The sequence below is a fragment of the Lysinibacillus sp. IITD104 genome, assembly GCF_036698265.2.
Classification (GTDB): Bacteria; Bacillota; Bacilli; order Bacillales_A; family Planococcaceae; genus Lysinibacillus; species Lysinibacillus boronitolerans.
The window spans coordinates 574,036-598,276 of the sequence record NZ_JBAHYH020000001.1 but is presented as its reverse complement, the minus strand read 5'-3'; the positions used below and the strand labels follow the sequence as shown (position 1 = coordinate 598,276).

General features: G+C 36.9%; 16 protein-coding genes. 7 read left to right on the top strand and 9 right to left on the bottom strand.

The genetic code is table 11. The annotated features are described in order from the left end of the window. Positions 1-86: 86 nt before the first annotated feature. The 4 genes from V1L66_RS03055 to V1L66_RS03040 all read right to left on the bottom strand — a co-directional run bounded on the left by V1L66_RS03055 (position 87) and on the right by V1L66_RS03040 (position 2,848). Complete coding sequence (locus tag V1L66_RS03055; protein WP_016993715.1) at positions 87-629, bottom strand: NADPH-dependent FMN reductase; 543 nt, start codon at positions 627-629, stop codon at positions 87-89. Between the two features lie 63 nt (positions 630-692). After that, positions 693-1,310 (bottom strand): nitroreductase family protein, encoded by a 618-nt coding sequence (locus V1L66_RS03050; RefSeq protein ID WP_016993716.1) that lies wholly within the window; start codon positions 1,308-1,310, stop codon positions 693-695. Positions 1,311-1,380: 70 nt separating this feature from the next. Next, positions 1,381-2,364: a ring-cleaving dioxygenase gene (locus V1L66_RS03045; RefSeq protein WP_258859701.1), complete on the bottom strand. Its 984-nt coding sequence runs from the start codon at positions 2,362-2,364 to the stop codon at positions 1,381-1,383. A gap of 49 nt (positions 2,365-2,413) precedes the next feature. Continuing rightward, positions 2,414-2,848, bottom strand: a complete 435-nt coding sequence (locus V1L66_RS03040) for a MarR family winged helix-turn-helix transcriptional regulator (RefSeq protein ID WP_036076013.1) — start codon at positions 2,846-2,848, stop codon at positions 2,414-2,416. A 152-nt stretch (positions 2,849-3,000) separates the two neighbouring features. Here V1L66_RS03040 and V1L66_RS03035 point away from each other — a divergent pair, with 152 nt between their 5' ends. Further along, positions 3,001-4,995, top strand: coding sequence for a catalase (locus V1L66_RS03035; protein ID WP_333005894.1), 1,995 nt, complete (start codon positions 3,001-3,003; stop codon positions 4,993-4,995). Between the two features lie 47 nt (positions 4,996-5,042). Here V1L66_RS03035 and V1L66_RS03030 read toward each other — a convergent pair whose 3' ends face one another. The 3 genes from V1L66_RS03030 to V1L66_RS03020 all read right to left on the bottom strand — a co-directional run bounded on the left by V1L66_RS03030 (position 5,043) and on the right by V1L66_RS03020 (position 9,120). Next, on the bottom strand, positions 5,043-5,516 hold the full coding sequence (locus V1L66_RS03030) for a YusW family protein (protein WP_244905091.1): 474 nt from the start codon (positions 5,514-5,516) through the stop codon (positions 5,043-5,045). 96 nt (positions 5,517-5,612) lie between these two features. Then, on the bottom strand, positions 5,613-7,820 hold the full coding sequence (locus V1L66_RS03025; protein ID WP_333005893.1) for a YcdB/YcdC domain-containing protein: 2,208 nt from the start codon (positions 7,818-7,820) through the stop codon (positions 5,613-5,615). 127 nt (positions 7,821-7,947) lie between these two features. After that, complete coding sequence (locus V1L66_RS03020) at positions 7,948-9,120, bottom strand: glycosyl hydrolase family 18 protein (RefSeq protein ID WP_409072211.1); 1,173 nt, start codon at positions 9,118-9,120, stop codon at positions 7,948-7,950. Between the two features lie 604 nt (positions 9,121-9,724). Here V1L66_RS03020 and V1L66_RS03015 point away from each other — a divergent pair. Together V1L66_RS03015 and V1L66_RS03010 are read left to right on the top strand one after the other, a co-directional pair. Next, positions 9,725-10,144 (top strand): hypothetical protein, encoded by a 420-nt coding sequence (locus V1L66_RS03015; RefSeq protein WP_016994781.1) that lies wholly within the window; start codon positions 9,725-9,727, stop codon positions 10,142-10,144. Between the two features lie 12 nt (positions 10,145-10,156). Next, a complete protein-coding gene (locus tag V1L66_RS03010; protein ID WP_333005892.1) occupies positions 10,157-15,247 on the top strand; it encodes a DUF4132 domain-containing protein in 5,091 nt (1,696 codons plus the stop codon). Between the two features lie 45 nt (positions 15,248-15,292). On the opposite strand, the gene V1L66_RS03005 is transcribed toward V1L66_RS03010, so the two are convergent. Next, positions 15,293-16,024, bottom strand: a complete 732-nt coding sequence (locus V1L66_RS03005) for a hypothetical protein (RefSeq protein ID WP_016994783.1) — start codon at positions 16,022-16,024, stop codon at positions 15,293-15,295. Then, a complete protein-coding gene (locus tag V1L66_RS03000; RefSeq protein ID WP_333005891.1) occupies positions 16,017-17,354 on the bottom strand; it encodes an AAA family ATPase in 1,338 nt (445 codons plus the stop codon). The genes V1L66_RS03005 and V1L66_RS03000 overlap by 8 nt, the downstream gene beginning before the upstream one ends. Before the next feature lie 149 nt (positions 17,355-17,503). Between V1L66_RS03000 and V1L66_RS02995 the strand changes: the two genes are divergently transcribed. From V1L66_RS02995 to V1L66_RS02980, 4 genes are all read left to right on the top strand, one after another. Next, positions 17,504-17,953: a hypothetical protein gene (locus V1L66_RS02995; protein ID WP_333005890.1), complete on the top strand. Its 450-nt coding sequence runs from the start codon at positions 17,504-17,506 to the stop codon at positions 17,951-17,953. Between the two features lie 527 nt (positions 17,954-18,480). Then, on the top strand, positions 18,481-20,229 hold the full coding sequence (locus V1L66_RS02990) for a methyl-accepting chemotaxis protein (protein WP_016994786.1): 1,749 nt from the start codon (positions 18,481-18,483) through the stop codon (positions 20,227-20,229). A 134-nt stretch (positions 20,230-20,363) separates the two neighbouring features. After that, a complete protein-coding gene (locus V1L66_RS02985) occupies positions 20,364-23,534 on the top strand; it encodes an amino acid adenylation domain-containing protein (protein ID WP_333005889.1) in 3,171 nt (1,056 codons plus the stop codon). After that, the gene (locus tag V1L66_RS02980; protein ID WP_333005888.1) at positions 23,531-24,187 is read left to right on the top strand and encodes a 4'-phosphopantetheinyl transferase superfamily protein; all 657 of its coding nucleotides are present in this window, start codon (positions 23,531-23,533) and stop codon (positions 24,185-24,187) included. The genes V1L66_RS02985 and V1L66_RS02980 overlap by 4 nt, the downstream gene beginning before the upstream one ends. Positions 24,188-24,241 lie beyond the last annotated feature (54 nt).

Sequence of the window (24,241 nt, the reverse complement as noted above, 5' to 3'; positions counted from 1 at the left end):
AAGTGTGAAGATTTCATGCAGAAGTAGCATCTTTCCAAACAAAAAATGCCCATAAGTATATTGTATACTTATGGGTTAGATTTTAATTAAACGTATTTTTTTGCCCAACTTAAGAAGTTATCAATGACTACGTCAAGGAATTTCACTGTACCTTCATCAGTTAAATTGCCTTCTTCATCAAATTTAGTGTGAACAGCACCAATATAAACGTCATTGCCGCTAAGTAATGGTGAGTTAATGCCTGGAGAGAATAAAATATCACGTAAATGTAATTGTGCTTTTACAGTTCCTAAGTTCCCCATTGATGCACCCATAATGATGGATGGTTTGCCAATCATTACTTTATCTACACGAGATAGCCAATCAATGGCATTGACCATAACCCCTGGAACTGTACCATTATACTCTGGTGTAACCCATAGTACAGCGTCTGCAGCTTTTACTTTTCCTTTAAAATCAAGAACTGCTTGTGGAGCCTCATTTTCAATATCTTGATTATACATTGGTAGGTCCTTTAAGCTTAATACTTCAAGGTCTAACTTTTCTGTATAACGTTTTTGAATAAATTGAGCTAATTGCATATTATAAGATTCTTTACGGATACTACCTACGATTGCTACTACTTTCATGATGTTTCCTCCTAAGTGTACATTATTCATAGTATTTGTATAGCTATTGTATTTTATACCATTTCAATAATAAATGGCAAATTCTTCAACTGGCTTACGATAGCCACGTAATCGACGACTGCTTTCTTTTTCTTTCCCAATAGTAATCATTAAGGCTATTTCATGTGTTTCTGGCACATTGAAAAGCGCACGCATTTTCTGATTATCAAAGCCAATCATTGGACAAGTGTCCCAACCACGATTTTTCGCAGCAAGCATGAATAACATAGCAGACAAAGAAGCATTTCGAATGGCTTCATCTTTCATGAATCCTTCACCGCGATCCTCATAAAAACTTGTATTCTCTGCTACAATATCCTCTAGTTCGCCAGCAGTAATTATGCCTAAATCCACCATACCTTGACTTAGCTCAGCAGTATTTTTATATGCTTCCTTGTCACCTAGTACAAGAATTACACCCGAAGCTGAATGCACTTTATATTGACCATATGCCGCCTCTCTTACCTTTTCTTTCATATCCTCATCAAGTACAACAATATAATTAGCATGCTGTAAGTTAAATGCTGAAGGGGCAAGCTTAACATCCTCCAAAATAGGGCGTATATCTTCTTCAGTCATCTTAACGTCCTTGATAAAATTATTAGCAGAGCGACGCTTATCAATCAGCTTGGAAAATTCCATTTTTTTATCCCCCAATACAGTTATGTATGCATCCAGTGGAGCTTTTCTTTCCCAACTGGATGAAATTGTGTTACTCATATTCTTTATCGAACATAATGGAACTTCTTACAGTGTCAATCGGACGAACAAGACTTTCAATCTGTTCACGTTTTGGTTCTAAAAACGGTGGTAATGACAGTTTTTCTCCTAATGTTTCATATGGCTCATCGCCCATAAATCCTGGACCATCTGTAGCCAATTCAAATAAAATCTGCGGAGCTACTCGTGCATACAATGATTCAAAGAAATGACGATTTACATAGCCAGAAGTGTGGAAACCAAAACTTTCGAAACGTGCAGTCCATTCATCTAATACAGCACGATCCTCTACACGAAAGGCAGCATGGTGAACAGTACCAAAGCCTTGGCGAGCAACAGGTAACACTGTGTTGTGTTCGACAATAATCTGGGCGCCATTTCCTCCCTCACCTACTTCAAATAAATGAAAGTCTCCTTCTTCTGCAATCTCTGTAAAGAGCATTACCTTTTCTAACACATCTTTAAAGTATTTAAAATTAGCGACACGGACAAAAACTGGTCCTAAACCTGTAATAGCGTACTCAAGTGGGATGGGGCCATTCTGCCAAGGCGTACCTGCTGCCACACCTGTATTGTGCTCATCAGAAATTAACTGATAGTGTTGATCATCAAAATCTACGAAAGATAGTGTTTTCTTACCAAACTGTTCTTTCATACCAGTATGCTTCACATTTAAACGGTCAAAGCGCTTTATCCAATAATCTAAAGCAGCATCCGTTGGTACACGGAAAGAGGTCTTTGAAATTTCATTTGTACCATGTACACCTTTTGGGATATTAGGGAAATCAAAGAACGTCATATCTGTACCCGCACTACCCTTATCATCTGCAAAGAATAAATGGTATGTTTGAATATCATCCTGATTCACTGTTTTCTTAATTAAACGCATTCCTAAAACATAGGTAAAGAATTTATAATTTTCTTCTGCACTACTTGTGATAGCCGTTACATGGTGTACACCTTTTAAATGATTCATAATATGCTCCTTCTATATATCTCGATATCGAGAGATATATATAAAATTTTTATTGGTTAGCGGCGTTCTTGCCAACTTTTTTAAGTGATAAAATCATGTTGTCCAGCTCATGAGCTTCCAATACTTCGAATATCTCATTTATTTTCTGTTCATGCTTAGGGAATATTTCCTCCATCAAAACCTGTCCCTCAAACGTTAATAATACATACGTGACACGGCGATCTCTTGGACATGCCTTACGATATACATAGCCTTTTTGCTCGAGTTTATCAATCACATAGGTAATACTACTGCTTGCAATTAATATTTTTTTACCAATCATTTGAACTGGTTGTTCTCCATGATGATACAAAAATTCAAGAACAGAAAATTCAGTTTGATTTAAATCGAATTGAAGTAAATCTCTTTTAGTTGCATCTTGAATCGTTTGATATGCTCGGAACAAGACCGTAAATGCTTTTAAGTTACGATTGTTTTGCTTCATACGACTCCCTCTTTTTATTTCGAATTTAATTATCTCTAATTCGAGATAATAGTAACATATTCATTTTTAAACAGCAAACAATTTGTTTCTTCATGTTTGCCATCTTTTCGTTCGGGTAGAAGGTAGTTGTAACTTATAAAGGAGGATTCTAAATGAAAAAAGATGTCAATCAAAAACAACAACAGCTAGAAGCATTCCGAGTAAGTGATAAAGATCAACCTCTCACAACCAATCAAGGATTAAAAATATCGGAAGATGAACATTCACTAAAAGCAGGTGAGCGAGGACCTACTTTACTAGAGGATTTTCATTTCCGTGAAAAAATGACTCACTTTGACCATGAACGAATTCCTGAACGAGTAGTACACGCACGTGGCTCAGCCGCTCATGGAATTTTTGAAACATATGAATGCGCAAGTGATATTACAAAAGCTCAATTTTTAAATGGAAAAGGAACTAAAACCCCTGTCTTTGTCCGCTTCTCTACCGTTGCAGGATCTAAAGGCTCTGCAGATACAGTTCGTGATGCACGCGGCTTTGCTACTAAGTTTTATACACAAGAGGGTAATTATGATTTAGTTGGAAATAATATACCTGTATTTTTTATTCAAGATGCTATTAAATTCCCCGATTTTGTACACGCTGTAAAGCCTGAACCAAATAACGAAATTCCCCAAGCACAAAGTGCCCATGATACATTTTGGGATTTCATTGCAAATAATCAGGAGTCTGCTCATATGGTTATGTGGCATATGTCAGATAGATCGATTCCACGAAGCTATCGAATGATGGAGGGGTTTGGTGTTAATACTTATCGCTTTATCAATGCCGAAGGAAAAGCCCACTTTGTTAAATTTCATTGGAAACCTGTACTTGGGGTAAAATCACTAGTATGGGATGAGGCACAGATCATTGCTGGAAAAGACCCTGATTTTCATCGTAGAGATTTATGGGAATCGATTGAACGTGGGTATTTCCCAGAATTTGAGCTCGGTGTTCAACTTATTCCCGTTGAAGATGAATTCAAATTTAGCTTCGATATTCTTGATGCCACGAAAATATGGCCCGAAGAAGAGGTTCCAGTACGCATCCTTGGGAAAATGACCTTGAATAAAAATGTGGATAATTTTTTTGCAGAAACGGAACAAGCCGCATTCCATGTCGGCCATGTTGTGCCTGGCATTGATTTTTCAAATGATCCTTTATTACAAGGTCGCTTATTCTCCTACACTGACACACAGTTAATACGACTAGGAGGACCTAATTTCCATGAGCTTCCTATAAATAAACCAATCTGTCCATTTCATAATAACCAACGAGATGGCTATGGCCGACAAACCATTAATGTGGGACAAGTTAGCTACCATAAAAATTCCTTAGCCAATAATACACCACACCCTGTTTCTGAAGCAGATGGTGGATACAAGCATTATGAAGAAAAAGTTGAAGGGCATAAAGTACGTGCACGTAGTGAGAGCTTTAAAGACCATTTTTCACAAGCAAGATTATTCTGGCTTAGTATGACAGACATTGAGAAAAAGCATATTATCGATGCCTTTAGCTTTGAGCTTGGCAAAGTAAAAAATAAAGCCATTCGTAAACAAGTTGTAGACATGTATGCTCATGTCAGTTATTCACTTGCTTCAGCTATCGCTGAACGAATTGGTATAGTTCCCCCTATAGAAGTGGAAGTACCGCATATTCACCAAACTTCTCCTGCTGTTAGCCAAGTAATCAATGCAAAGGAAAGTGTCAAATCTAATAAAGTAGCCATAATTGTTACAGAAAATAGTAGTGAAAAATTAAATGAACTAATTGCTACATTTTTAAGTGAAGATATTGTAGTTGAACTAGTAAGTAATAAACAAGGCATAGTAAGCGGCTATGAAATTCACGAAACATTTGCTACAACCTCCTCCGTTCTTTATGATGGGGTTTATGTTACAGGAGCTTTTCAGGATTCCTCTCAACAATCAAAAGCAGAACAGTTTATTAAACAAGCCTATCAACACTGTAAAACAATAGGTTATACGAAAAATGTTTCATTTTTACAGCCTATTGCTAATAAAAATGGGGTTGTAAATGATCCAAAATCTTTTGTTCATGCCCTTGCTAAATATCGACATTGGGTACGAGAATGTAAATGAATGAAAAGCCAGCTAACTGATTCTATCAGCTAGCTGGCTTATTTCCATTATTTAATTCGTTTAAATTCCTTTTCATTGCCGTCTACAAATTCGACATCTACTTCAATGGATTGATAGTTATCTTCAATATTGAATACTTTGATTACTTGATCAATCACTTCGTCATTAGGTGTTGTAGAATCAAAATTCAACTGCTTAAATAATGGCTCTAATTTAGTATAAGCCTCATCACCCTGAAGCTTTTCATTTTTTCGATCATCCTCTAATTTTGCTTCTATTCCTGTTTTTTTATCCTCATATTCTACCTCATAAGACTCCGTTTCAGAGTAATCAACATCTAATGAAAACTCTAAAAAATTAAATGTCACTTGGTCAGTTGGCGTATCACCAGTCTGCTGAGTACCATTTTGATCTGCTGGTGCGTTTGCAGGCATATCCTTTACCTCATCCTTATTACAGCCGTAAAGGATAACAGTCATTAAAGAAATTACTAAGATAAATTTCAATTTCAATTTATTCACTCCTTTCTTTACATATCATTTCCCAATTCCTCTTCAAACTAACCTAAAAAGGGCATCTCCTACATATGAGGAGATACCCTTTTCGTGGAATGCGTCTTAATAATAGAAGTTACGATCCACTTTATTTTCTTGAATAGCTTTTGCTAAACGGATTGTTGAAACAGCCATATCGGCATATGACACACTCTTGGTAGCATTAAAATTATTTTGCTGTGTATCAATCAGACCCATCCCATTTGCTATTGCTATATAGCCAGTATATGCTGGATCAATAGAAGCTGCATCCGCAAAGTTTAATTTGTAAATATCCTTATACTTTGCCACATTCTCCAATTGCATTACTTTAACAGCCCATACAGCTAGCTCTTGACGAGTCAATGCTTCATCCAATGGGAATTGGTTTGCTGGCTGTAAAATCCCCATTCTTACAGCTTGTTCAACCACTCCATATAAAGGATGGTTTTTATCGATATTGCTGAAGGATTGCTTTTCACCATCGCCGCCACCAAAATAGCCATATGTTAAAGATTTTAGTAGAATCTTTAATGCTTCTCCCTTTGTTACAGCAGCATCAGCATTAAAGTTTGCTATATCTTTTACCTCTAATACATTTTGATTTAAAAGATAATTTAATTCATTGGCTGCTGTTGGATGTGAAATAGATTGCTTTTCTTTTGAGCCATCTACCTGATACAACCATTCACCGGTAATTGCATCAATCTGATTAACTAAGCTACCGTTGTAAGTTGGAGCATAGACTAGATCATAATGTTGTTTACCTTCAGTATCTTGTTTTGCATATTGAAGCTGTAATGTAAGTGCCTTACTATATGCTTCTTTTGCTTTATCAACTGAGATTACTTGGCTAATAGAAGGCCAGTTAGTAACCTTTTGTTTATTAACATTCAATGAACGTAATGATCCATCAGAGCCAATACCTACGTTTATTTCATCTCCAACAACTGCAATTCCGTTTACGATGCGTGGGAAGGAGAAGTAATAATCTTTACTATAATCATCATGTACAGGATTATCAATTGGCATCGAATACTCATGTAAATAGGATGGAGCCCATTGCTTTAAGTATTCAATCGCCTTTGCTAATGCCGCATCCTTAGAGATGGTATTTGTTTTGTCAGTGTTGATAAAATCTCTCATAATATCGTGATACTGCACGATATCGCCTGTTGCCTTATTAATTTCTAAAGAGGTACCAGATCCGCCATTATTGTACATATACATGTAATTTACTGTATAAACCGTTTCACCATTGTCATTTTCTCTTTCGTCAACCATATCAATAGTGAGCTTTGCCTTGTCTTCATCAACTTTTAATAAATTTTTAGCAAATTCCTCAACCTCTGCTACAGTCATACCACTTTTTCTTGGTGGTAATTGCTGTGAGGATATTTTCTCAGCGCTTTTCGTCTTTGGAACTTGTGTAGAGAAGCCATTCGTTGTTTGCCATTGACCCGTTAAAGCATGTACACCATTAAATCCTGTTGCTGGCATATAAACAAGCTTCACATTACGTTGATCGCTAAAATAATCAACGTAATAACGAAGTTCAACTGCTAAGTTATCACGTACTTGTGCTACAATTTCTTCCTCACTTTTTTTCTGGCTTGAGCTATCAAAGGTTGCTTTACTTAAAGATTCTGTATTACGATACATTCCTGTTATTTGACCATTAGCAAGAACATCAATAGTAATACTTTGATCGCCAATAAGCACTCCATTATAAGTTGGTGAATAAACAAATGAGTAGGTAATTGGTTGTGATAATGGACGATTAATGTCATTGTAATAACCGAAGCCATCTTCACGGAGTTTATAGTTCTCTATTTTCGCAAATTTTCTTAGGAAGTCATCAGCAATTTTTTTTGCTTCAGTCTCTGAATATTTTGCGGGATATAGTGCTTCAGCGATATTAGCTGGCTGATAATAGAAATGTTCTAACTCTAAATCTTCACCTTTAAATGTAAAACCACCATATACATCTTTACCATTTACTGTTTTATTGAAGTTTAAATCATAACGGACCGTTGTATCATCTCTAAAGAAATGACCGCCTCCAGAATTAAACTCATTATCAGCTACAAATTTGAACTCTTCAGGGAATAGTGCACGTAATTTGTTAATTAGCATACCTTTTGTCACTTTTGTCTCTGAGGCAGCCAACTGTATTGCAATACGCTCTGAAGGTTCTTTCACATTTGCAGAAGCTTGTGAAACGGGTGCTAGAATCCCAACAGAAAATGCAGTAGTTGTTAAAATAATACCTAACTTTTTAAATTTACCCAAAATATACCTCCTAAAATACTATTTACCATAATTATAATATATTTATCCATAATTGGGAATGGATTTTACAGATAATTTCCTCTTCGCAGAAAATACATTGGGCAATCCGTCCTTTTTCTTCATTTTCTCATTTCTTTACCACATCAAAATTTGCACCAATTAACACCCAATTCTGAGGGAATGATAGTCCTAATTTCCAATAACCAATACCACGAAGGTTATATTGTTTAATGAGATTGAATTTAGCTTGAATAGATCTAGCATCTTCAAACCACACCATATGTGCCCTACCTTGCTCATCATAGTATTCAAAAAATGGTGCTTGGGCTCTCCAATCATACTGAATTGCTGCATTATAACGTTTAGCAATTTCAATGGCTCGCTGTGGACTAAGCGCTTCTGCATACGGTCCCCCTTGAACAAAAGGTAACGTCCAATCGTAGCCATATAAATTTTGCCCTAACATAATTTTGCTTGCAGGTATTTCACTCACTGCATATTTTACAACTGCCTCTACCTCTGGGAGAGGTGAAACGGCCATTGGTGGGCCAGCTGAATATCCCCATTCATAAGTCATGAGTAAGACAAAGTCCACGATTTCCCCATGTGCTCTATAATCATGTGCAGCTGTCCATGGTCCTCGTTCACTATCACTTGTTTTAGGAGCTAATGCTGTAGACACTGTATATCCCTGAGCATGAAATTTTTCTACAGCTCTTCTTAAAAAATTGTTATAGGCTTGTCTTTGATCTGCTGGCAAATTTTCAAAATCAAAGTGGATATCTTTGACGTCACCAAGTTGCTTTGCCTCCGCAAGAATATTATCAAATAACAAATCTTGAACAGCCGTACTTTGAAAAATATCTCTCGCTAATTCCCCACTAAAACTAAAATTCTCCAAATTAGAAATAACCATCGCCATTGAAGCTCCCGTATCATTTGCAATTTGCGTCACACCTTGGCTTGGCGGTCTCTGTAAAGTACCATCACGCCTAGCCTCATAACTAAATAAAGCTAAATATGTTAAATAGGGACCCGCTTCCCTTGCTTGATTCAAGAGTGCCTCACTAACAGATGTTCCTCTCGGCTCTAAATAGGCCAATGTTTGTGCTCTTGTTTTTGGCGGTTGTGGAATATACAATCTCGCTCCAACAGCTAATGGTTGATTGGGATGAATGCCATTTACTTGTGCAAGCGTTACATAATTAATACCGAAACGTTGACCAATTGACCATAAGCTATCACCTGGCTCTACATAATAAAAGCTTCCGACAATCGGGATTACAAGAGCTTGCCCCACAACTAAACGATTTGGCTCTGGAATTTGATTGGCATCTATAATGCTCTGAACCGTAGCCCCATACGCCTGTGCAATACCCCATAAAGACTCGCCAGCCCGTACAACGTGTATTTGAATGATTTTGCCTCCTTCTAGCTTGATAAAATCATACCTATAAAGCTTATGAAATCAGAGATGAAAAGATGTCTGTTAACAACTCCACAAAAGTACACCACTATTTATAGCAAATAAATAGTAGGCTGTATTATGTCACCTATTTAATACTAATGAGAATAATCTTCGTTTACGAGATTTCATGAAAGAATGTTCTTTTAAATACGTATGTCTAAAAAGTTACCTGAGTAATATATTCTGCTTCTTCACCGTTATTAGAATAAAAAAACGCAAAATGATACTTATCTTGATAACAATAATCGTACAAATGTTCTATTTTCCGCATAATCTTCAGTAAATTTTTACCCACTTTCTACCCTACAAATCAGTTGTAGCAGGCTACTTTTGATAACACTTTTCCCAAATTTTTTTACGCAACTAGCGTCATATGCCTTATTCTTTTCCCTGTTCTCACTCTTGTATAATGAAATTATTGTAAGGAGGTGTTAGATTGCGTTTATTTTACCAGCAAAAAGTAATCGGTAAGAAATCTCGTAAGCTTGAAAAAATTCCATTTTCAATTGAAAAGCCTGTCATAACGTTACAAGATTTACTTGTTCAGCTTGTTACACAGCAAGTACAACAATTTAATGAAAAAATGGTAGATACACCACTTCATCTATATTTAACGGATCAGCAATTAGTAGACGCGGCCCAATATGGCAAAGTACAGTTTGGAGAAAAGAAAAAGGATGCTTTACAGTCAGTTGATCATGCTATTTCCACAATGCTTCAAGCCTTTCAGGACGAGCTGTTCTTAGTCCTTCATAATGAAGAGCCTTTAGATTCTCTTTCTACACCATTAAACATACAGGAAGATGATGTTTTTACATTTATTAAACTTACTATGCTTGCAGGACGAATTTGGTAGGAGGGATTTTTGATGACACTTTCACCTGAACAAAAGACACATTTTCAAACTATAGCTGATTCTGCACCTATAGCGATACAGCCTTTAGCAGCCGCACTGTTAAAATACATGGACAATAGAGATTATGACATTGAACCGCTTATAGCTGCTCAGCAATATTCATCACTTGGAGAGCTATTTAGTGGACCATTATTTGAAGTGCTTACCTTGTTTTCTTCACAAGAACGTGCACTCAAGATCAAAAAACTAGCATTACGTTTTGATGCTACAATGTTTCAAACAGATGCTTTACGTCGATCTTTTCGTTCATCTCAACCAGTGCAAGACCATCTTTTTCAATGTTTACAGTTAATAGAAGAGATGCTGACATTTGAGGAAATTACTTTGCAGGAGTTATTAACGAATCATCGCCAATATGAACATGGGACTTATCCAAACTATAGCTCGTATGTCTTGAAGAATGAAAATGTGAAAGTTATGGGTTTTAATGTTTTTGAACAGTTGCTTGCTGAAGAACTATCATTAGAAAACCCTTCCATCGAAGAAGCAGTAGAGAGTATTTTATTTGATGAGCATCAAAGTAGCTTTTTCGGTCATCCATTCATTCGAGGTATTTTCAAGTCAAGTAATCGTCGTATGCATGATGCACTTGGTAAACTCTTAATAGCAGCTGCACGACAAGAAGGTTTACGACAGGCAATAGTAGAAAATATTGACCATGGCAATCTAGATGCACAGCTCAACATGATGAAGCTTATTCAGGAGCATCGCCTAACACGCTTCTCCTCTGTAATTCGAGCAGTCGATACTTGGATGGGACTTGGCTATAATAGCTTCGAAAATCAAAAAATAACAGAGGAAGTTCTTACATTAGCCATCCAAGCAATTGAAGAAGACAGCTTTGTTGAGCAATTGTTAAAAAGTGAACGTACAATTGATGTTTATGTTGCATTATGGGCTACTGCTACAAAGGACTATACGAAGTTAAATGACCTTGTAACAAAACTCTTAAAGCGTGACAAGCATATCCAACTTACAACGCTTGCCTTTTTGAAAAACTTATCGAAAATCTCCTTTACAGCGCCATTTGTGAAGGATTTAATCTTATCAACAAAAGATATTGAGCTGTTTGCCTTTGCATGGGGCAATTTTCTTTATGCTAATCACCATATTAATAGTGAGTATGCAAGAGACAATGAATGGGAGCAAATCCTTCAAACCTTCATGCAAGAAAACACACAGCTACAAGGGATTGAATACCTCTTATTTGAACAGCTTGAGTGGGCAAAGAATGAAATAACGAAAGATGGGCTTATCATTACAGGCAAACCACTATCCTTTGTCTATGTCCATTTGTCATTAGAAGATTTAATTTCAACACAAATTATTTTAGCCCACCATATACAAGACGAGGCATTATTCCAACGAATTATTGAGCATGCAGATTCTTACTCACCATCAAGTAGAATCGGCCTACTGAATATTTATTGTCTTGACCCTGTCACAGAAGGTCAACGTGAATTTTTATTTAATTCTTTACGGGATCGCAGTTCCATCAATCGTTCTCTTGCGTTAAAGAAAATACATGCTCTAACACCAACAGAAGAAGAAATAGCAAAAATTGAAGATCTTTTAGCTAATAAATCAGGTGCACTTCGTAAAGAGGCTATTTCACTCTTAAAAGTTCAGCCACAGAACCATCTATTACAAAGTGCTGAAAGGCTATTAAAAGATAGTAAGCAGTTAAAGAGACTTGGAGGGCTTGAGTTACTATTAGAAGCCTCTAAGGAATACAGCTTAGCAAGCGAGCTAATTACAGCTTTATGCTCCTTATTACCAAAAGTAACTAAAAACGAGCAAGTTTTGTTAGAGCAATTAATTACAAGGGATGCCCCAGAGTATAACGAGCGTAATGGCTTTGGCTTATATACACCACATCCCCCTATTCAATACGGCTGTATTTCTGATGGAGCCATTCAAATGAACGGTGAAGAGCCTTGGCAACAACTTGTTCCACTTTATGCACAGACACCTACACCCTTCGAAAAATTCTTTCAATATGATGTTGATAAATTATTATCTAAGCTAGAGCAGCTTATTCAACTTTTAGATAAACATGCTGAACTAGAATATGAAACATACCAATGGAATGACACACCCATTAGCACTACATTAGGACAAAGATACAGTGTAATGGCAACTATATCGGATAATCAACGACATGCTAGTCTTGATGCTTATCCTATCCCCGAAGAAATTGTTCAATGGATGAAGACAGCATTATTTAGTAATGAGGACTTAGCCTATTTTAATTTTTACCATAATCTATCAGAATACCCTGCTGCTCATGTTCTTTCCGAAGCAGCTCATACACTAATTAAACCGTTCTTCCAATACAAAGAATTAAAAGTACGTGTTGCGCAATTTAATTCCTTGAAATATGACGATACAATTCAACAGATTTTCTCAGTGCTATCCCAAGACATCGACAAAATCTCAGGTGATACAGTGCTACATCAGGAAGCACTTTCATTACTCGAAAAGCATGCACCCGAATTTAATCGCTTCGAACAGGCAATAGGCATAATGTTACAGCTATTCAAACAAATCCCTGCTGATCAGTGGCAACTTGATGTTCGAGAGAAGGGTTATTATTACTATCGCTCCACTTCTACCATTATCGATTTAGATGTCATTGAGACATTTGTTGATCGATGCTGGTCTGATTACACAACCTATGGTGAATATGTCAAAATGCTAGCTATCAATGAAGAGCTAACAAAGCGTATGAAAAATGAAAGCTATAAGCCAAACGTCTACAATTTATCTTTATTCCAATATTTAGACGCAATGAAGGTTGGTTTATTTACGCAAGATCACTTATTTGAGGCCATCTTTACCAATACGCTCGCTTCAGAAATATTTATCGAGCCAACTAAATTGCGAGAACGCTATCAACAGTCATTTGAAGATTTAACCGATTTCTTTACTATTCGTGAACAAGCAATTGATCGAATTTTAGCCATAGAGCTAAAACGTGGTGATACGCCTACTGCTGTTACAAAGTTAGCTAGTAGCATTTCTTATTTTGAGGGTATTAATTATTTCTTACAAATTCTACAGGCACTTGACGGAGAAAAACTTGCGCGAGGATATATTTGGCAGGCAGAAACGAAAAAGGATGTATTCTCCAGATTGCTAACTAACTGTTATCCTAAAAAAGAAGAAACAGCCCAGCAATTAAAAGAAGCATGGCTGAAAACAGACATTTCTAAAGAACGTTTAATTGAAGCCATGATGTATAACCAACATTGGATAGACCTTGTCAGTGAAGTGATTGGCTGGGATGGACTAAAAGAATCAGCCTGGTATTTTATCGCTCACACCACAGATTCTTTATCCGACTTTGCCAAAGATCAGATTGCCCTTTTCTCTAGCATAACTGCTGAGGATTTCCGTGATGGTGCATTCGATTTAGCTTGGTTCCAAAGCGCCTATCAAACACTTGGGGCTAAGAAATTCAAACTTGTTTATGATGCTGCAAAATATGCCTCTGAAGGAGCCAACCATCGTCGGGCACAGCTTTATGCCGATACAGCCATCGGTAAACTCAGTCCAAAAACGTTAATGCAAGAAATTCAAGATAAACGCAATAAAGATAAACTACGCGCACTTGGTCTTATCCCTTTAATAAAATCGGATGACAAAGACGCCCTAACACGCTATCAATTTATTCAACAGTTTTTGAAGGAAAGTAAGCAATTTGGTGCCCAACGCCGCGCAAGTGAGGCTCGAGCAGCAAGTATCGCACTAGAAAATTTAGCGCGTAATGCAGGAGATGGAGAAGCCACTCGCTTCACATGGCGTATGGAATTATCTGCCTTTAACGATATGAAGCATTTGTTTAAAGCACAACAGATCGAGCAAATTACAGCACATCTACAAATAGAAGATGACGCCTCTGTAGCTATTATTGTTGAAAAGGATGGTAAACGTCTAAAGAACGTTCCTGCTGCATTAAAAAAGCATGCTGATATTGTAACCTTGCAGGAAGCCAGAAAAGACCTACAAGAACAATATAAACGAGCACGCCCAGCTCTTGAGCAAGCAATGGAATTAGAAACTGTATTTTCGATCGAGGAGCTCATTCATTTATTGGCCCATCCGATCCTAGCTCCACTTTTACAAAAACTAATATTTATCAGCGATGATTACGTTGGAATGCTTACACCACAAGGCTTACAGCTTCTATCGGCTGACATTGTGGACCTTGCTCCTTCGTCCTCTATAAAGATTGCTCATCCTTACCATCTTCTAGAAAGCGGTCAATGGAGACAGTGGCAATCCTATATGTTCGAGCACAAAATACAACAGCCATTTAAGCAAGTGTTCCGTGAGTTATATCTCATCAATGCTGATGAAAAAGCACAGAAACAATCATTGCGCTATGCAGGACATCAAGTAAATCCTTCACAAACAGTAGCCTTGTTGAAAACACGTGGCTGGCAAATCAGCTATGAAACAGGACCACGTAAAGTATATTATAAGGAAAATATTGTGGCATCCTTGTATGCACAGGCAGATTGGTTTACGCCAGCAGAAATTGAAGCACCTGCAATCGAAGGTGTTTACTTCTATGATCGACTATCAGGCAAACATATCGTTTTAGATGATATTCCAGCAGCGATATTCTCTGAGGTTATGCGAGATATTGATCTCGTTGTCAGTGTTGCTCATATTGGGGGTGTAGACCCAGAGGCAAGTCATTCTACTGTTGAAATGCGCAGTATTATCGTAGAAGAATTGGCGAAATTATTGAAGCTAAACAATGTGGAAGTGAAAAAGCAACATGCCCTCGTAGAAGGTAAGCTAGCAAGTTACTCCTTACATTTAGGAAGTGGTGTGGTGCATCAAATAGGCGGTTCCATGATCCCGATTATTGCTGTACCTTCTCAGCATCGTGGACGAATTTTCTTGCCGATGGTGGATGATGATCCGCGTACTGCTGAGATCATGTCCAAGCTTTTATTATTAAGTGAAGATACAAAAATTAAAGACCCTGCCATATTAACTCATATTCGAAGCTATGAGCAAATGCGCTAACTTCACACTAGATAAAAACAGGTGACGTATTTCGTCGCCTGTTTTTTACTGTACATCTGTTTTAATCATTTCAAATAATAGCGGTACATTCGTGCCTCGTTGCAATGAATGGCAGTCCTCCATTAAAAATGACCAACTTTTCTTTATCTTTTCCCTATAAGGCAACTCTGAACTGACCGGGAGGTATGCGCTTAGGTATTCCTCAATCGTGCCTGACAGATTGTCCATAAATTCATCTGCTTTTTGCATTTTTTCTGTAGGGATTTCATTGCGCTCATTCCATAAGACATGCTCTAAATTCGTAGAAAAATAAAATAATTGATAAGGTACTTTCATACGGTTAATACTAAAGTGATCGTTGGCGATCAGAATTCTGGCATTCTTCGCCTTCATATCATTGCGTTGTTCAATTTGTTGTTTACGTTTATCAGACTTCACTAAAATAGCATCCTCTGTATAAAATAAGTTTTGCTCGATAGTCTCATCTACCTTGACGCATTCTGGTGCGATAAAGCATCCATCTGCATCTGTAATATGAACAACAGCAGTTAAATCATTGGCTAAAAATTTATATTTTTGAAGATAGCTTTGAATCACACGTACAACACTATTTTTAATATTGGGGATCCGTTTGTGTGCATCCCACTTTGTTAAAATATCTTCACGTTGCACATCAAAGCGTATCGTCGAATTCGCAAAATGAGCATCTAAATAATCCTCTAAAATAATTTGCTCTGTCTGCCCTTCCACAATAATTAAAAGTACTTTTTTAGTCATGTTGAACACCCGCTTTACGAAAAGCACGCTTTATTTTAAATGTATTGGTTTCCTTATATATCTCTTCGTCCTGTCCACCAAGTTGGATAGCACGTAAATAGACATCTCTAGCGTTATTCACTTCTTTAATACCTTTTAGCTGCATATAACGGTGATGTTCATTCGTTGTCGTAAACCATAAATTTTTAATAGCTAGCACCTCTAACACACGTAGATTATGGGATGTAAAAATAAGTTGCCCTTTTCCATCCTCATCTATCACTGTTAACAACTCGCCCAACAAATATTCAAATACACCTGAGTCTAATTCATCAATCACTACACATGCATTCGGATTATTGTATACAGCAATTAATACACTAAGAATCGAAATGATTTTTAAAATTCCCTCTGACTCTGTTCGTAGAGGTAATTCCCGCTCCCCACGCTGAGACAAAAATTCAAAACGAATTCCCTGCTCACCATTGTCCATCATTTGCTTTGTAATGATATTAATTTTAATCGTCAAACCAGGAATAATTGCTGAGAGCACTTGATTACTTTGTTCAATAACTTCACATAGAGCATAGAATGCATCCTCTGGTAATAAAGCTGGTCCATTTAAATCATAGGGAATAAGGCCTCTTATTTTCTCTAAATGAATACTGAATGGCATCATTCGTTCTTCAAATAGTGGGGCAATATTTTGATTATTAACAACATGTAAGTCCCGACTAAAATCGACGGCAATATTTTGTAGCAACTGCATTTCTAACTCAGAAAGTCGTTCCTTTAATAATGGCTTTATATCTTTATGGAATAGAAATGACATATTTTGTTTTCTTGCTAGCTGTTGAATAACAAGTAATTGGATTCGTGCTTGTTCACTCAAATCATCCAGTTTTAATTGACGGATTTGTACATCCTTCTCTGTCACTGCCACTAAAATCTTTGATCGCTTCCCTTTCGTATTTTCTCGATAGGTAAGACGTTCTAGCGTAGTATATAGTCGGTGCTGATCCTCCTGTAGCTCCACATAGTAATTCACAAAAAATGTACCGAATTGATTCTCAACTAAAAATTCCACATTCATGCTAGCGGTTTGCTCTCCTGCCAATATGAGTCGCTTCTCTTTTGAGGGTAGCTTCATTTCAGTAAGCCATCCTGATATAAGTGTCTTCAATAAACTGAATGCATCTACAATGGTTGTCTTTCCAGAGCCATTTTGTCCATATAGGCCAACAACATTCGCTTGTAGAAATGTTTCAAAATTTACTGCGAGTACAATTTCACCCTGTCGTACATTTCGTAAATTCTGTATGTTTATTTTTTTTATCTTAATAATTGCCATATGCTAAACATCCTTTTAGCTTTTTCCCTTATTATAATGAATTTCGTTATATTTTATAACAAATTCAAACTTAGATATCCATAGCCTATTGCCTATGACAAAAATTGCAATAGGCATATGTTAGAAAAAATGAAGAAAGGTGTGTTTTATTGGTTTATCCTAGATTAGCCCCTGATGATTTTAACAGTCAATTTCGACCAGGTATGAAAATATGGGTAACACTCCCTACTGGTACTTATTCAGGTACATTGATTCGAACATTTGGAACTGGAGGAAGAACAGCAGAAATTCAGCTAGATAACGGTCAAATAGTAACTGTGGATGTTAGTCAAATCACTGCTGCAGGTACAGGAACACCGCCTGGTAGTTCCTATCCGCCGCCATACCCACCACCTTATCCGCCACCCTATCCGCCTCAACCTTATCCACCACAGCCCTATCCACCGCAGCCTTATCCGCCACGACCTTATCCACCTCAACCTTATCCACCGCAGCCTTATCCGCCACGTCCAGGGGGACAATATCCTGGTTTCCCACCACCATTAATACCAGGACTTCCGAATATTTTACCGGGTATTTTTGGTAATCCGCGACCATAACAACTAGAAAAGGTTATTTCTTTATTCAGCAATAAAGAAATAACCTTTTTTTCATTTTATCCCCATAATAAAAATCATCCAATTCCTTTCCACATAAGACATGGCATAATAAGTAAAAAGCCCTAACAAGTAATTGAAAATTGGCATTTCCGCCAAATTTTAAATCAATTGAAAATAAGTTCGTTCTGAGCATACTTCTTTTTTATACTAGGAACAGTTGAATTTTTTGTAAAAATTTAAGCTAACTTAAAAAATATATAGACTAAAAAACTAAATTTCATCGTTTATTTATAGAAATCATGACTTTAAATAGTAAGTTTTCTGGGTTGTGAATCATTTTTTTTGGCAGTATAGTAGTTAAATGATAGGGGATAAATAGATTACTTTGCATTTATAAATATTTAACACGCGTCTGGACTTCTACGAATAACATCAATCAACATCTTCAAGGTGTAATACATTTACTAAATTATCCAATCATAGTCCTTAGCTTGAAATATTTGCTATATCATATTAGGAGGAAAAGCATGAAAACACGCAAGAAGCAGCAAATGTCTATTAGTAAGAAATTAACTGCAATAGTAGTGAGTATTTTATTATTATTTGGATTAGTTACTTTAGGTCTTTCTTATTATATAGTAAGAAATAGTAATTTAACAGACATGAATCAATCTCTTTCTGACAAAGGCATGATCCTAGCCAAAACCATTGATATTACTACACTAAAATCCATATTAGAGAATCCTACAAATAGTAACCCCGATGCTCTACGTCTAACTAGAGAGATGGATGCAATCAATGATAATTCAGATAGTATTACCAATCTATTTTTAATTACAGTTAACGGTGAAAATATTAATGCACCTGTTCTATCATCTAGTATACTTGAACTAGGAGCAGAGTATAATCAAGATATGATTGCAATGGGTTTATCTCCTGATTTCCTAGCAAGAATTAAAGAAGTCTTTGATACAAAAAAAGCAACAGCAACAGATATTTATAGCGATGAATATGGTAGCTATAAAACAGGCCTGACACCAATCTTGGATGAAAATGGGGATATGTTGGCTGCTTATGCCATTGACTATGATGTATCAATGGTAACAGGAAAAGCGATGTCTGAAGCCCTATGGACGTTATTAGTAACGGTTATTTTCTTAATTGGTTCATCCATTGCTGTTTACACTCTTTTAAGAAAAAAATTAACACCAATTCAACAACTTTCCTTACAATCGAAAAAGGTCGCAGAAGGTAATTTAGAACTTGAACCGTTACCAGTTACTTCAACAGACGAAGTAGGAATGCTCACACAAAACTTTAATTCAATGATTGAAAATCTAAAAAATGTTATTAAGAGTACAACGAATGTGTCTGAACGTGTTTCAAACACAGCCAATGTTTTATCTGTAAATATGCAAGAAGCTTCTGATTCATATAATAATGTAGCATCTTCCATGCAGGAAATTGCAAGTGGCGCTGATCTTCAAGTACAAAAGGCTAAAGAAAGTACAGTTACTATTGAAGAAATGAGTATTGGTATTCAACGAATTGCTATGACATCCAATCAAATTTCAGAATCCTCAATTTTAGCATCTGAGGAAGCTGAAAGAGGGAATGAATCGACAAATAAATCTGTTGCACAAATGAATGCTATTAGTAAGGCTGTTAATCAATCCGCAGCTTCTGTTAAATTACTTGGCGAACATTCCAATAAAATTGAAGAAATTGTAGGAATCATTACAGGGATTGCTTCTCAAACCAATTTACTTGCATTGAATGCGGCTATCGAAGCTGCACGTGCTGGAGAAGCTGGTAGTGGCTTCGCAGTGGTTGCTGATGAGGTACGTAAACTTGCCGAACAATCTGAGGCATCTGCACGAGAAATTTCTACACTTATTTCTCATATCCAGCATGATACAAACGAATCTGTAAATATCATGGTTCACGCTGTAGAAGAAGTAGATCATGGTATTGTCATGATCAATGATTCGGAAAAATCATTTAGCCAGATCTTAACTTCCATTCACCATGTGACAGGGCAAATTCAAGAGCTTTCTGCAACGATTGAAGAAATGGCAGCTGGTATGGAAGAAGTAACATCTGCTGTTAAAGATATGGAAGATTTTTCAGTCAATTCAAAGGACAATACAAGAGCAGTAGCAGCAACTTCTGCCTCTCAATTGAATACAGTACAACGAGTTTCTGAAGAGGCTCAAGTATTATCCGAGTTATCTGATGAATTAATGAATGTTGTTAATACCTTTGTAGTGAAATAAAAAATGAAAGGGCTGCCTTATTAAGGAGAGTTATTTCCGTTAGTTTCTCACAGATTGCTTCACTACTGTGAACTAATGACGATAATCGCTCCTTCATAAGTGTCGGCCCTTTTCTAAAATAGGAGTTGTCATAATTGAATAATAAACAAGAATTTGATGTACACCCATCCCAAAATAATAAGCATTCTTTTAACCAACAAACGCCATCCTCCAATAGCACACAATTGTTGAACAAAGAAGACTTACTCGCATATCAAACGTTAAACCGAACAATGGCTAACTACGATCAAAACACCACAATACCTGACGTATTTTATCAGGCAGCAGAAAAATTTGCAGAGCGAATCGCATTATCCTATGAAGGTGGAAAACTTACCTACCGTCAGCTAAATGAACAATCCAACCAAGTTGCTCATATGTTAGTTGCCAACGGTCTAAAAAAAGGAAACTATGTAGCGATTGTGATGGAACGTAGTAAAGAAACAGTCATTAGTTTGTTAGGTATCCTGAAAGCTGGTGGTGTTTATGTTCCCATTGATCCGAGCTATCCAAAAGAACGTTGTCAGTACCTATTAAACGATACAGGTGCTCCATTTATCATAACGAAAAACGAACATACAGCTCTACTGAATGATTTTATACATAATGATTCTCAAACACGCACAGTGTTCACTATCAACCAAACGGAGCAAGGGTATTCACAGGAAAATATGCAATGTGAACTGCTTCCATCCGATTTAGCCTATATTATTTATACTTCTGGTTCAACAGGTAAACCAAAAGGCGTCATGCTTAAGCATGAAGCTGTCATTAATTTAATAACAGATAATCAACGAATCTACCATTCAACTAAAGAAGATGTTTATTCCCAGTTTATTTCTTATAGTTTTGACCCTTCTATAACAGAAACTTTTACTGCTTTATTTTCAGGAGCAAGACTTCATATGCTTACAAGTGTCGAACGTCTGTCCATTGAGGCATTTGCTGATATGATCGGCCGTGAGCAAGTAACGACTGCTACTGTTCCAAATGCTTTCTTTACACAGCTAGCTACACATTTACCAGTAAGCTATAGGGAAAAGCTTGCGACATTAAATTATTTATCTGTAGGTGGTGAAGCCCTATTGCCTGCCATTGTTCAAAAATGGCAAGAGAAATTTGGACTTACTACAGAAATTATTAACGTGTATGGACCAACTGAATGTACAGTATTGTCCTCCTATTTTAAGGTGAAAAGTCAGATAACAGACATGCAATCTAGTATCCCTATTGGCAGACCAATCGCCAATTATGAAATGTATGTTATTAATACGGACGATCAGCTATGTCCCGTTAATACAATCGGAGAATTATGTATTGCTGGTGCTGGTTTAGCAGCAGGTTATTTACATCAGCCTGAAAAAACAGCTGAAGTATTTGTACCTCATCTCTTAAAGCCAGATCAAAAAATGTATCGAACAGGTGATTTAGTTCGACTATTGCCAACTGGTGTCATTGAATTTGTTGGACGTAAAGACTCTCAAATTAAAGTAAGAGGTTTCCGTATCGAACTTGGAGAAATCGAAACAGTATTGAGCAATCATACAAGCATTCAGGAAGCTGTGATTATTGCGAAGAAAATGGCTGATGGAAATAATCATTTATTTGCCTACTATACAGTGGCAAGTGGTATGCAGCTTGAGGAGAATCTTTTAAGGGACTACTTAGCAAATCTTTTACCAGATTATATGGTACCAGAGCAATTTATTGAATTGCAAGAAATGCCGTTATCCCCTACAGGAAAAATTGATCGAAAGCACTTAGCTTCATTGGAATTAACTTTATCACGCAGCACTACATATATTGCCCCAGAAAATGATACACAGCGTATGCTTGCTACTGCATGGGAATTTGTACTCGGTATTGAGCCAATTGGCATTCACGATAACTTCTTTCATATCGGTGGACATTCGCTAAAAGTGCTCGAGATTCTTGTACAAGTGAAAAAACATATACCATTCTTAAAGATTCAGGATTTCTTCCAATATCAAACGATTGCTGAACTGGATCATTATATTCGTCATTATCAACCAGAAGCGATTGAAGATCAAGACGAGCCAGCTAAAAGCATTGTATTCAAAGACTTAATGGAGCCTAGTCCTCTACAAGTCTCCCAAAACGTGAAGCCCTTGCCAATGACATCGGTATTATTAACTGGGGCTACAGGTTATTTAGGTAGTCATGTATTATATGAGCTATTAGCAACAACAACTGCGCACATATATTGCCTTATTCGACCGAGTGCCCAAACTACGATTGAAGCCAAACTAATAGAAAGTATGCAATTTTATTTTGGTAATACGATTGTTCAGCAATTGAAAGACCGTGTCACTGTTATCCAAGGTGACTTAGGCAAGCAACGACTTCATTTATCTGATAAAGATGAACAAATTATTATGAAAGAAATCGATGCCATCATTCATTGTGGTGCAGATGTACGTCATTTCGGTGCAGCTGATCATTTTAATAATGTCAATGTGAATGGAACTCGCTATTTGCTTGAAGTAGCCAAACAGAAACCAGGTGTGCATTTCCATTATGTATCGACTATTGGAATTCCAGAGGAGCTAGCAGCCATCCAATGGGGACCAGATGAAGCAAAAGGTAACTTCAATTACGATGTAAAGCTAACTAATGTTTATACTCAAAGTAAGCTAGAAGCAGAAAATCTTGTTCGAAACGCTGTACATGATGCGATCCCTGTCTCCATTTATCGTGTAGGAAATTTAAGCTGTCATTCTGAAACAGGTAAATTCCAACGTAATATCGATGACAATGCCTTTTACCGTATGATTAAATCAATGCTTTATTTAGGTAAAACTCCTACGGCACAATGGCATGTTGACTTCACACCAATCAATTATGCTAGTCAGGCACTTGTTTCTTTGGCAAGTCAGCCAGCAACCAACGGCCATGTCTTCCATTTATGTAACCCTGTATCGCTTACTTATTTAGAATTAATCGATATGCTTAAAGAAATTGGATATGACTTAACAATTGTTTCAACACAAGAATATACAGATTGGCTTTTAAATGGCGATCATTCAAAAGATGTACAGGAATATTTATCGTTAGCCATTGCGCAGCTTGAAGGTGATGGAGCAAGTGACTCCCCATTTATCTTCAATTGCAAAAAAACGATAGAATTTTTAGCGCATACAAAGATTGAATGTGCGGTACCAAATACAGCCTTTATTCACAGAATGATTCAATATGGCATTGATACAGGCTACTTTCCTGAGCCAAAACAAGTCAATATAAGATGATAAAACAAACTATACAGCTATTTGCACTACCTCTAGGCGCTCAGTTAGCACCATCAGAATGGGATGCTTTTCTTAAAGCACTCCCTTCCGAGGTTCAAAGAAAAGTTCAGCAATACAAGCACTGGCAAGATCAGCAAAGAGCGTTGCTAGGTAGCACTCTTATTAGATGGGCACTCCTTCCCTATATAGATGACGTTCTGTTACATCTAGCTCATAATGAATTTGGGCGCCCTTATATTGCAGGACACCCACATTGGCAGGGAGATTTTAATCTCTCTCATTCTGGGGATTGGATAGTGTTAGCTCTCACCACTATTGGACGAGTGGGCATTGATGTCGAAGAAATAAAGCCAGTTAGTGAAGATATGATGATATATGCGCTTTCTGAGACAGAGCGTCAATTGGTCTCTCATCAGCCTTTACATGTTTTTTATGAGTTTTGGACTTTAAAAGAGGCTCTTTTTAAAACAGGCTTATTACCAATCCAATCGCCACATTTGCTTGATACTACTGATATAAGAAAAAAAAGGAAAGACCTTTTTACCCAATTACTCTATCTTGATCAGCAACATCCTGTATCCGTCTGCTGGAACAATGAAAATTCTAAGTTAATAACCACAATATTAAATAAAGAGCAGCTTCTACAGCCATAACAATAATTATTCCTCCGTATTAAGAAAACGCTGCCCTAACGTGTCATTTATTCG

What these genes read in the sequence shown, in the direction of transcription:
- V1L66_RS03055 (WP_016993715.1), bottom strand. Translation starts at nt 629, where the DNA reads ATGAAAGTAGTAGCAATCGTAGGTAGTATCCGTAAAGAATCTTATAAT.
- V1L66_RS03050 (WP_016993716.1), bottom strand. Translation starts at nt 1,310, where the DNA reads ATGGAATTTTCCAAGCTGATTGATAAGCGTCGCTCTGCTAATAATTTT.
- V1L66_RS03045 (WP_258859701.1), bottom strand. Translation starts at nt 2,364, where the DNA reads ATGAATCATTTAAAAGGTGTACACCATGTAACGGCTATCACAAGTAGT.
- V1L66_RS03040 (WP_036076013.1), bottom strand. Translation starts at nt 2,848, where the DNA reads ATGAAGCAAAACAATCGTAACTTAAAAGCATTTACGGTCTTGTTCCGA.
- V1L66_RS03035 (WP_333005894.1), top strand. Translation starts at nt 3,001, where the DNA reads ATGAAAAAAGATGTCAATCAAAAACAACAACAGCTAGAAGCATTCCGA.
- V1L66_RS03010 (WP_333005892.1), top strand. Translation starts at nt 10,157, where the DNA reads ATGACACTTTCACCTGAACAAAAGACACATTTTCAAACTATAGCTGAT.
- V1L66_RS03005 (WP_016994783.1), bottom strand. Translation starts at nt 16,024, where the DNA reads ATGACTAAAAAAGTACTTTTAATTATTGTGGAAGGGCAGACAGAGCAA.
- V1L66_RS03000 (WP_333005891.1), bottom strand. Translation starts at nt 17,354, where the DNA reads ATGGCAATTATTAAGATAAAAAAAATAAACATACAGAATTTACGAAAT.
- V1L66_RS02990 (WP_016994786.1), top strand. Translation starts at nt 18,481, where the DNA reads ATGAAAACACGCAAGAAGCAGCAAATGTCTATTAGTAAGAAATTAACT.
- V1L66_RS02980 (WP_333005888.1), top strand. Translation starts at nt 23,531, where the DNA reads ATGATAAAACAAACTATACAGCTATTTGCACTACCTCTAGGCGCTCAG.